Source organism: Amycolatopsis thailandensis, assembly GCF_002234405.1.
In the GTDB taxonomy this organism is placed as follows: Bacteria; Actinomycetota; Actinomycetes; order Mycobacteriales; family Pseudonocardiaceae; genus Amycolatopsis; species Amycolatopsis thailandensis.
Genome location: NZ_NMQT01000105.1, coordinates 1 through 9,742, shown reverse-complemented (window position 1 = coordinate 9,742; position 9,742 = coordinate 1). Strand labels below are relative to the sequence as shown.

Here is a 9,742-nt window from a genome sequence, read left to right as displayed (position 1 = left end):
AACGACCCAAAACACTCACGACCACCCCAACCGATGCGGTCCCGGCACCCTCGCTCAGGAAGTAGCTACCGCTCGATGGCGTACGCCTCGATCTCGACCTTCATCTTCGGGTCGAGCAGCGCCGTGACCTCGACCATGGTGGCCGCGGGCAGCACGTCGCCGAAGGCCTCGCGGTGCGCCCGCGCCACCAGTTCGGCGTCCTTGATGTCGGTGACGTAGGTGACCGTCCTGACCACCGCGGCCAGACTCGAACCGGCTTCCCTCAGCGCGGTTTCGATGATCGAAAGCACGGCCGACGCCTGTTCGTACGCGTCCCCGGAACGGAACGGTTCCCGCGCCGTCGTCCCGGACACGTGGATGTGGTCTCCGACGCGCACCGCCCGGCTGTACCCGAAGATCTGCTCGAAGTCCCCGCCGGAAGAGATGTTCACCCGCTCAGTCATGCCCGAACGAAAGCACAACGACGGCCGGAGCGGAACCGGATTCGCATCACCCATGATCAGACACGTTCAGGTGGCACCTCGGCTTTCGAGTTGAGGCTCGCGGTGCGGCTTGTAGCGTCGGGCTGAGTTCGCTCGCCACCGGGAGGCTCTTCGTGGTCGTCGTTCAGCGCCGGCGTCGTGCACTGAAACCCTTGTCACGCCGGGTTTTGTCGGTGGGCACAGTGCTGGCGGTCCTGTTCGGAACGCTAGTCACGACGGGGACCGCGCAGGCGGCGACCTGGCCGGTGCAGGGTGAGAACGACCCGTCGACGTTCGACTGCGACCATCTGTACTACAGCAACATCCGCTCCGGCATGCAGTTCCGCGCCGACGCCTCGGGGGACGCGGAGATCCAGAACACGGTGATCAGCAAGCGGGCGGGCGCGGGCCTGCCGGACTACTGGTCGACGAACATGGCGCTGGGCAAGGACCCGGACACCGGCCGGGTCGCCGCTTTCTACTCCAGCTACACCACCGGGAATCTCACGCTCTACAAGCATGTTTCGGGCACGAACACCGTCACCGACGAGATCGCCGGAGGCGAGGCCCGCAAGCTCCCCTCCGGGGTGAACTGGGGTGGGCTCGGCGCCGACCCCGCGTCCGGGATGCTTTACGGCGCGCAGAACGGCGGGGCACCGGTGCTGTTCGCGATGAATCTGGCCAGTGGCGCGACGAAGACCTTCTCCCGCGGGTCCACGCTGAAGCCCGTCCCGGCGAACGACCCCGTGTTCGCCGGCGGCTCGCTCGTCCCCGACCTGTTCGTCGATTCCTCCGGCGGCGTGTACTACGGGATCGTCTACGGCGGACAGAGCTACATCTACCGATTCGACCCGGACACCGGCGAGACCACCCAGGCGGTGAAGGTCACCGGACCAGGATCGTCCAACGGCTTCAACAACTACGGCATGGCCTTCCTGAACGGGTCGATCTACCTCGGCTACTACGGCGGCGCGCTGTACAAGGTCGATCCGCGCACCGGCGTCTCCCGGCAGGTGCCCGGCGGCAACGCGCACACCAACCAGATCGGCCGGATCACCTCCGAATCCGGCGGGACCTGGCCCATCACCGACCTGGCCAGCTGCTCGATCGCCCCGGATCTGACGAAACGGCTCGTGGTCACCAAGAAGGCCGACAAGACCGACGCGAAACCGGGCGACAAGGTCACCTACACCGTCACCGTCGCCAACGAGGGAACGGCGACGGCGCCCGGGACGGTCGTCACCGACGATCTGTCCGGCGTGGTGGACGACGCCGCCTACAACGACGACGCGAAAGCCGTGTCCGGCGGCGCCGAGCAGGCGAAACCCCAGTACGACGCCGCGGGGAAGCGACTGACCTGGACCGGTGACCTCGGCCCCGGCGCGGCCGTGACGATCACCTATTCGGTGACGGTCGGTTCGCCACCGGGCGGCGACAAGAAGCTCGGCAACGTCGTGACCGTCCCGGACAGCAACTGCGCCGAGGGCGGGAAAGACCCGGATTGCGCCGCCGACGTCACCGTGGCGACGTTGAAGATCGTCAAGACCAGCACGCCGAAGAAACCCATGCCCGGCCAGAAGGTCACCTACACGATCAAGCTCACCAACGACGGCACGGCCGACTGGACCGACGCCACCGCCGTCGACGATCTGTCCGATGTGGTCGACGACGCGGCGTACGGCAATGACGCCACCGCGACCACCGGTGCCGTGAACTACACCGAGACCGACAAAACCTTGCGCTGGGCAGGCACGGTCGGCAAGGGCAGCACGGTCACGATCACCTATTCGGTGACCGTCGCGAACCCGCCGGGCGGGAACAAGCGGCTGACCAACGCGGTCGTCGGGCCCGACGGCTCCACCTGTCCCGAAGGGGGTACGGACCCGGATTGCGGCACGGACGAGCCGATCAACGGGGTCGTGATCACGAAATCGGCCGCTCCGGATTCGGCCAAACCCGGCGACGTCGTGACCTACACGCTGACCGCGCGCACCCTCGACGGTTCGGCCGCGGCCGGGGTGACGCTCACCGACGACCTGTCCGGCGTCGTCGACGACGCCACCTACAACGGTGACGCCGTCGCCAAGGCCGACGGGACGCCCACCCCGGCACAGCCCGGCTACGACAGCGCGACCACGACGTTGACCTGGACCGGGGACATACCCGCCGGCAAGACGGTCACGATCACCTATTCGGTGAAGGTCGGCACGCCACCGGCCGGGGACAAGGTGCTGCGCAACGCGGTCACCGGACCGGACGGCTCGACGTGCCCGCCGGGAAGCACGGACCCGGCCTGCGGCACGGTCACCCCGATCGGCGCCCTGGAGATCAAGAAGACGGCGAGCCCGGCCTCGGCCATGCCAGGGGACAAGGTCACCTACACCGTGAAGGTGCGCAACGTCGGCGCGGCGGCCTACCCGGGCGCGACGTTCACCGACGACTTGACCGGTGTCCTCGACGACGCCACGTGGAACGGCGACGCCTCCGCCACCGCGGGTGGCACCACCTTCGACGAACCAGGCCGGAAACTCACCTGGAGCGGTGACGTCGCCACGGGAAGCACGGTGACGGTCACCTACTCGGTCACCATCGGCAAACCTCCTGCCGGGGACCGGCGGCTGACCAACGTCGTCGTCGGACCGGACGGCTCCACCTGCCCGCCAGGCGGATCGGACCCCGACTGCGCGACCGTGACCCCGATCGGCACGCTGGTGCTGGCCAAGACCGCGGCCCCGGCGAGCGCGAAGCCGGGCCAGATCGTCACTTACACCGTCACCGCGAGCAATCCGGGGACCGGCGTCTACCGCGGCGCCCGGTTCACCGACGATCTGAGCGGGGCGCTGGACGACGCGACCTACAACCGGGACGCGCGGGCCACCGCGGGCAGCGTCACGTACACGGAACCGGACGTGACCTGGACGGCGGACCTTCCGGCGGGCGCCACGGTGACCATCACCTATTCGGTGACCGTGAACCAGCCGCCCGCCGGGGACCGGACGCTGCGCAACGCCGTGACCGGCACCGAAGACTCGACCTGCCCGCCCGGCTCGGCGGACCCGGACTGCTCCACCGTCACCCCGGTCGCCGCTCTGCGGATCGTCAAGACCGCCGAGCCGTCCGCTCCCCGGCCGGGTGACCGGCTCACGTACACGGTGCGCGTCCAGAACACCGGCACCGCGGTCTATCCGGGAGCGCGGGTCGCCGACGACCTGACCGGCGTGCTCGACGACGCGACCTACAACGACGACGCGACGGCGTCCGGCGGCACCACCGGCTACGAGGCCCCGGTGGTGACCTGGACCGGTGACGTCGCGGCCAGTGCCACGGTGACCATCACCTATTCCGTCACCGTGAACCGCCCGCCCGGCGGCGACAAGAAGCTCACCAACGCCGTCGTCGGGCCCCCGGACGGCAACTGCCCGCCGGGTTCGGCCGATCCGGACTGCGGGACGGTCACGCCGGTGCCGTCGCTGAAGATCCGCAAGACCGCGACTCCCGAAGAGGTCAAGACCGGGGACACGATCACCTACACCGTCACCGTCGAAAACGTCGGCGCGGCAACGGATCCCGCCGCGTCGTTCACCGACGACCTCTCCGGCGTGCTGGACGACGCGACCTACAACGGTGACGCGAAGGCGGACACCGGCACGGTGACCGTCACCGTCGTGAAACCGGCCCTGACCTGGACCGGCTCTCTCGCTCCCGGAGAGAAGGCCACCGTCACCTATTCGGTCGTCGTGACCAACAAGGGCGACAAACGCCTGGTCAACGTGGTCACCGGTGACGGCTCCAACTGCGAAGAGGGTTCCGACGACCCTGACTGCCGCAACGAACTGCCGACACCGGCGCTGCGCATCACGAAGTCGGCCGCCCCGGCGGTGGCCGCGCCGGGCGGCAAGGTCACGTACACGGTGGTCGTTCGCAACACCGGTCAAGCGCCTTATCCCGGTGCTTCGTTCACCGACGACCTGACCAAGGTCCTCGACGACGCGACCTACGGCCAGGACGCGAAGGCCACCGCGGGCACCGTCACGTACACGAAACCGAAGCTGACCTGGACGGGCACGGTCGCTCCCGGTGCGACGGTGACCATCACCTACTCGGTCACCGTGGCGAAACCCTTGCGAGGGGACCACTTCCTGGACAACTCCGTCGTGGGTGACGAAGGAACCAACTGCCCGCCGTCAGGGCAGCGGGATCCCGCCTGTTCCACCCGCACCCCGGTGCTCTCGATGGTCATCGCCAAGTCGGCGTCGCCGTCGACCGCGGTCGCTCCCGGCGGCAAGGTCACTTACACACTGTCCATCACCAATACCGGGACCGGTGCTTACGACGACGCCGTCGTGGCGGACGACCTGAGCAATGTCCTCAGTGGAGCGACGTACAACGGTGACGCGAAAGCGACGAGCGGGTCGGTCGCGCTGACCGGGCAAACGCTTCGCTGGCACGGAAAGCTCGCGGTGGGGCAGAAGGTCGTCGTGACGTACTCGGTCACCGCCGGTTCCGGGGAAGGGAAGCTGCGCAACGCGGTCACGTCCACCACGCCCGGCGCCAACTGTCTCACCCCGGACGAACCTGGCTGCTCGACCGAAACGCCGGTCACCCCGGGCGAGCCGCCGACGCCTCCGGTCGACCCGATACCACCGGTCGACCCGACGCCACCGGTGGATCCGCCGGACCCCGTCCGGCCGCCGGGCCCTGGGCCGCTGGCCTCCACCGGTTCGCACACCGGTGATCTGCTGGCGCTGGCTTTCGCCGCGTTGCTGGCCGGGGCCTGGATGTTGCGGTACGCCCGCCGCCGGGTTCGCTGAGCGAGAAGACACGAAAAAGCCCGGTGCGGATGTCCTGTGTGGACACCCGCACCGGGCTTGAAGTCCTATCCGGTCACTCGTCGCCCTCCGGCGGCTTTTCGTTCGCGGCCGGCGGGATGCCCTTCGTCAGCTCGACGATGATCTTCCCGGCCATGCCCGACGCGCCGTAGGTCGGGTCGCTGAGGACCTTGACCGTCTTCTCGAGAGCGTCCGCGACCTTGGGGAACTTCTTGTGCAGGTCGCCGATCGGGAAGGAGTTCCAGTAGTCGAACTTCGCCATGAGGGCGTCGTAATCTTTTTTGGACAGTTGGTCGACGGGGAGTTTGTCCAGCTCCTTCGTCAGCTTCTCGCGCACGATCCTGAGAGGCATGTCGCTGAGCTTCTCCGGCTTGCCGTCCGGCTTCGGGGGCTTGCCGTCCGGCGTGCCGTCGGCGGGCGGTTTGCCGGGCGGGCCTTCGATCGGCTGCTTGCCGGGGGGCATCGGGTGACCCCCCTTGGGCGGGGGCTTGGGCAGCTTGATCTTGCCGCCACCGAGCGTCAGCTTGACGACGTCGTCGGCCGCGCCACGCGTCTTGACCAGGATCTTGATCATCTCGCCGAGCTTCTTGGCGCAGTCGGCGATCTGCTTGGCGATCTTGGCGATCGCCACGCCGACCGTGGTCATGATGGAGGTGATCGCCGCGATGATCGAACCGCCGAAGGTGACGGGCGCGAGCGCCACCGCCACGATCGCGGCCTTGAGGATGCCCGCCAGGGTCATGGCGATGATGTCGCGGACGATGCCGCGGACGGCGCCGATGATGGCACCGGCGATCCCCATCTGCTTACCGGCGAGATTGAGGTAGTCCGACAGCGCGTCGATCTGGGCGCTGACGCCCTGCATGTCGGAGATGAAGGTGTCGGCCGCCTCGCCCTTCCACTTCTCCGTCAGAGCTTCGGTGGCGGTCTTGTGGTCGGCCGCCCACTGCTTGACTTCCTTGCCCTCTTTGTAGATCGCTTCCTTGGCCGCCTCGATGCCCTTCGGGTCACCGAGCAGGAAGTCGAGCGGCCAGCGGAAGATGACGATGTGCTCGATCAGCCAGCCGATTCCGGCGGTGAGCAGCGACCCGATCGGGTCGACGACCATGCCGAGGATTTCGATGGCCATACCCGCCGAGGCCAGGCCGATGCTGAGCTGGTCACCGGAGTCGACGGCCTTCTTCAGCGCGAAGGCGGAGTCGAAGAAGCCCGCGCCCGCGGTGTCACCACTGCCCGCGAGGAAGTTGTTCTTCTCGTCTTTGAAGTCGTCGGCCTTGGTGCCGCTGCCGTTCCCGAAATCGTTACGGTGGTACTCGTCGCTCACTTGACCTTCACCTCCTCGATGCCGTCGCCCGCCGCGTTGATCAGCTTCTCGGTTTCGTCTTCGTTGGCGTTGTACTTCTTCGCGGCGTCGCGCACTCTGTCGGAGAACTCCTTCACGTTCTCCGAATACTTGTTCAGGTGGTCCCGCGCCTTCCCGCAGTGCATGCTCGCGCCGGCGCCGTAGATCTGGCCGCCGAAGATGCCGAAGATGCCGGGGTCCGCCACACAGCTGCCCACCATGTCGGCGCTCTGCTTCAGCGCGTCCTCGAGCTTGTCGAGGTGAGTGGCGAACGCCGTCATGTCCTCTGTCTTGACTTTGAATCCGCTCACCAGGGGCTCATTTCATCGTCGTCGGGAGTGGCCGGTCGGCGGGGTCGGGGCGACGCGGGGGGCGGCTGCTGCGCGGGGCGGCCCGGCTGCTGCGGCGGCGGATAGCCCGACGGCGGCGGAGGCCGGTAACCCGCCGGTGGCGGCGGTTGCCGGTAGCCGGGCGGCGGCGGCCGGTGCCCGGCCTGCTGACGCGGATCCTCGTGGTGCGCCTCCGGCGCCCACTTGTCCTGTGCGGACTCGTCCTGGGCGCCTTCCTCTTCCTCCACCTTCGGCAGGAAGGTCCGGACCAGCTGGGCGGCCTCGTCCTCGCCGTTGATCTCGGTGTAGGACTCCGTGACCTTCTCGACCGTCTGGCGCTGCGCCTTCCGCACGGTCTGCATGACGATCGAGGAGAGTTTGGCGGGGCTCATCGAGGTCGCCCGGTTGCCGAACTCGATGGCGCTGAGCGAGCCGTTGGCCTCGACAGTCACCTTCACCGTGCCGTCGGGCGACTGCACCGTGGACGCCGAGGCGGTGAACGCCTCGGACAGGGCCTTGGCCTTCTCTTCGAGTTTCTTGGCCTCTCGCTCCAGAAGGAGGGCGAAGTCCTCACCTGCATCGAAATTGGGTTGCATGCGTCGCCTTGGCTCGGTTCGGATCGGGCACGAATGGTGGGGCTGGCGAGAGAGTCGGAGACGCCGCGGGAACACCCCAGCTTTCACCCGGGAGGGTAGACCAGTCGTTTCCGGTCCGCAGCGAACCCCGGCGCGCCTTCGCGGCCGGCCGAAAGCCGGTTCGCTCCGTATCGTTATCACCGGGCGGAGACCCGGGCAACCTTCGCTGAGGAGGGTTTGCCCGAAAGGTCGGCCCGGGTGCCGGATCAGGCGACAGTGCGGTGGAAAGGCGATGTGATGGGAACCGGACCGGTCGTGCGGAACGCCCGAAGGGACGACGTCATGGCCATCTGCCGTTTCGGGGAGGTGCACGTTCGAGCCCACTACGCGCCGTTGATCGGTGAAGAAGCCGCTGCCCGGCAGATCCGGATGTGGTGGCACGAGACGAACATCGCCGGTGCCGTGGCACGCGGAGCGGTGGTGGTCGCCGACGACGGCGGGCACCTTGCCGGTGTCGGGCAGCGCGGTCTCGACGGCGAAAACCACGTGATCTACAAGCTCTACGTGCATCCTCGCCATCGTGGTGGCGGGCTGGGTGTCCGGCTGCTCGGCGCCCTCATAGGACAGTTGCCCGAGGGCGCCGAGCGGCTCTACATCGAGCATTTCGCGGCCAACGAACGGGCCGGCGCGTTCTACGAGCGCGAAGGGTTCACTGTGGACAGGATCGAACCGAGTTCCGCCGGAGACGTGGTGTGGCGCGTCCGGGAGCTTCGCTAGCGGAGGTTCCGGGCGAGGGGCCCGTCGAGCCAGCGGTCGACCTGACGCTGACCGCGCAGGCGGACGATGACGAGGTCCGGGTAGCGGTCCTCCTCGATGACCTTGTGCACGCGGGCCCGGATCATCGGGTGATAACGCCAGGCGAGCCTGATGATGTGATCGCGATCGGTGAAAAAGGTGTGCAGCGGGCCTTCGACGTTGCCGCCGGCGATCTTCGAACCGCGCCCGACGCGACGCTTCAGCGTCCGGACGACGGCGCGGGTCATCGTCATGACCCGCGGGTGATCGAGCCAGACCAGCACGTCCAGCCGTTCGGTCAGCCGCTCCCGGACCTCTTCGCCCTGCCACTCGATGGCCCACTCGTCGCCCTCGATGAACGCCAGGACGTCGGCCTGCCAAGTCTCCCGCACCGTCCAACCCGGACCGTGGAAGAAGGACTCGAATTCGACGAACGGCAGTCCCATGCGCTCGCACAGGGTTCGGGCCAGTGTCGACTTCCCGGATCCGGCGGGGCCCGCCACCGCGGCCCGCCGGATCCGCCGTCCTGGAAGCGCGTCGTCCGGCCCGATGATCTCCATGCCCGGGAGCATAGGGAGTGACAGGGGTGGGCCCTACCGGTTTTCGGCGGCCTTCTTGAGGTCTCGCAACCAGATTTCGAGACCCTGGCCGAGCATTTCGGTGGAGCCCGGCACGTCCTTGTCGACCTGCGGGCCGGTGTGGCTCTCTTCGGTGCGGACGATGACGCCGCCGCGGACCTTCACGAAGTTCCAGACGTGGACGCCGTCGATGTGCATGCCGCCGGGGCCGTCGAGGGGGCCGGTCCAGCGGAGGCACTTGCCGGGCTGGAGCTGCCGGACGGTGGACACGATGGTCACGTCACCGGGCGGGTACGGCATGCCGGGCGGGACGGGAATGGTCCATCGGAACCGGGAACGCTCGCGCAGCGGGCCGGGGTCCAGGCGTTTCATTTCGACCGGGATGGCGGGGTTCTGCCAGGTCGGCCAGGCCTCCACATCGGTCTGGAGATCCCAGATGGTGCGCAGGGGCGCCTTGATGAAGGTCTCGGTCCGGTAATGCACCTTGGCCTTCCGGTCGATGCTTTTTCCTTGGCAGGTGAGGGAAGACGGCTGGGAGCTGTGAGTGGTGGCTTGAGCGGTAGCGGTGGCGCTCAGGACGCCCGCGAGGGCCAGCGGGACCGTGAGCAGGGCGGCGCGTGCGCCGAACCGGCGGCGTGCGGTCTTCGAGGTCATGGCCTCCTCCTTCGGCATACGTTAGTAGTTATCGCTATAGTTAGAAGCTATAGCTCATTCCGGTGAGCGTCAAGAGCAAACGTGAGAAGGTCTAACCGCGGGATCGTGGGGTACATGAAGGCCCCCTTCCTTGCGCTAGGCGCAAGGAAGGGGGCCTTCATGTCCTTAGGAGGGGTCAT

General features: G+C 67.8%; 8 protein-coding genes. 2 read left to right on the top strand and 6 right to left on the bottom strand.

Going from position 1 to position 9,742, the window contains the following annotated elements; all coding sequences use genetic code 11:
• Positions 1-65: 65 nt before the first annotated feature.
• Positions 66-443: a RidA family protein gene (locus CFP71_RS29510; protein WP_244199880.1), complete on the bottom strand. Its 378-nt coding sequence runs from the start codon at positions 441-443 to the stop codon at positions 66-68.
• Positions 444-655: 212 nt separating this feature from the next.
• Between CFP71_RS29510 and CFP71_RS29505 the strand changes: the two genes are divergently transcribed.
• Positions 656-5,272, top strand: a complete 4,617-nt coding sequence (locus CFP71_RS29505; RefSeq protein ID WP_244199879.1) for a DUF11 domain-containing protein — start codon at positions 656-658, stop codon at positions 5,270-5,272.
• A 73-nt stretch (positions 5,273-5,345) separates the two neighbouring features.
• Here the strand turns inward: CFP71_RS29505 and CFP71_RS29500 are convergent, their stop codons facing one another.
• The 3 genes from CFP71_RS29500 to CFP71_RS29490 are packed head-to-tail and all read right to left on the bottom strand — an operon-like array spanning position 5,346 to position 7,557.
• On the bottom strand, positions 5,346-6,614 hold the full coding sequence (locus CFP71_RS29500; RefSeq protein ID WP_093937228.1) for a hypothetical protein: 1,269 nt from the start codon (positions 6,612-6,614) through the stop codon (positions 5,346-5,348).
• The gene (locus tag CFP71_RS29495) at positions 6,611-6,943 is read right to left on the bottom strand and encodes a hypothetical protein (RefSeq protein WP_378279763.1); all 333 of its coding nucleotides are present in this window, start codon (positions 6,941-6,943) and stop codon (positions 6,611-6,613) included. The genes CFP71_RS29500 and CFP71_RS29495 overlap by 4 nt, the downstream gene beginning before the upstream one ends.
• Positions 6,940-7,557: a YbaB/EbfC family nucleoid-associated protein gene (locus tag CFP71_RS29490; protein ID WP_093937226.1), complete on the bottom strand. Its 618-nt coding sequence runs from the start codon at positions 7,555-7,557 to the stop codon at positions 6,940-6,942. Before CFP71_RS29490 ends, CFP71_RS29495 begins: the two co-directional genes overlap by 4 nt.
• Before the next feature lie 276 nt (positions 7,558-7,833).
• Between CFP71_RS29490 and CFP71_RS29485 the strand changes: the two genes are divergently transcribed.
• Complete coding sequence (locus CFP71_RS29485) at positions 7,834-8,313, top strand: GNAT family N-acetyltransferase (RefSeq protein WP_093937225.1); 480 nt, start codon at positions 7,834-7,836, stop codon at positions 8,311-8,313.
• Here the strand turns inward: CFP71_RS29485 and CFP71_RS29480 are convergent.
• Together CFP71_RS29480 and CFP71_RS29475 are read right to left on the bottom strand one after the other, a co-directional pair.
• Complete coding sequence (locus tag CFP71_RS29480; RefSeq protein ID WP_093937232.1) at positions 8,310-8,891, bottom strand: P-loop NTPase family protein; 582 nt, start codon at positions 8,889-8,891, stop codon at positions 8,310-8,312. The two genes, CFP71_RS29485 and CFP71_RS29480, sit on opposite strands and share 4 nt — an antisense overlap.
• A 33-nt stretch (positions 8,892-8,924) precedes the next feature.
• Positions 8,925-9,563: an SRPBCC family protein gene (locus CFP71_RS29475; protein WP_093937231.1), complete on the bottom strand. Its 639-nt coding sequence runs from the start codon at positions 9,561-9,563 to the stop codon at positions 8,925-8,927.
• Positions 9,564-9,742: the final 179 nt, after the last annotated feature.

What these genes read in the sequence shown, in the direction of transcription:
- CFP71_RS29485 (WP_093937225.1), top strand. Translation starts at nt 7,834, where the DNA reads ATGGGAACCGGACCGGTCGTGCGGAACGCCCGAAGGGACGACGTCATG.
- CFP71_RS29510 (WP_244199880.1), bottom strand. Translation starts at nt 443, where the DNA reads ATGACTGAGCGGGTGAACATCTCTTCCGGCGGGGACTTCGAGCAGATC.
- CFP71_RS29480 (WP_093937232.1), bottom strand. Translation starts at nt 8,891, where the DNA reads ATGGAGATCATCGGGCCGGACGACGCGCTTCCAGGACGGCGGATCCGG.
- CFP71_RS29475 (WP_093937231.1), bottom strand. Translation starts at nt 9,563, where the DNA reads ATGACCTCGAAGACCGCACGCCGCCGGTTCGGCGCACGCGCCGCCCTG.
- CFP71_RS29490 (WP_093937226.1), bottom strand. Translation starts at nt 7,557, where the DNA reads ATGCAACCCAATTTCGATGCAGGTGAGGACTTCGCCCTCCTTCTGGAG.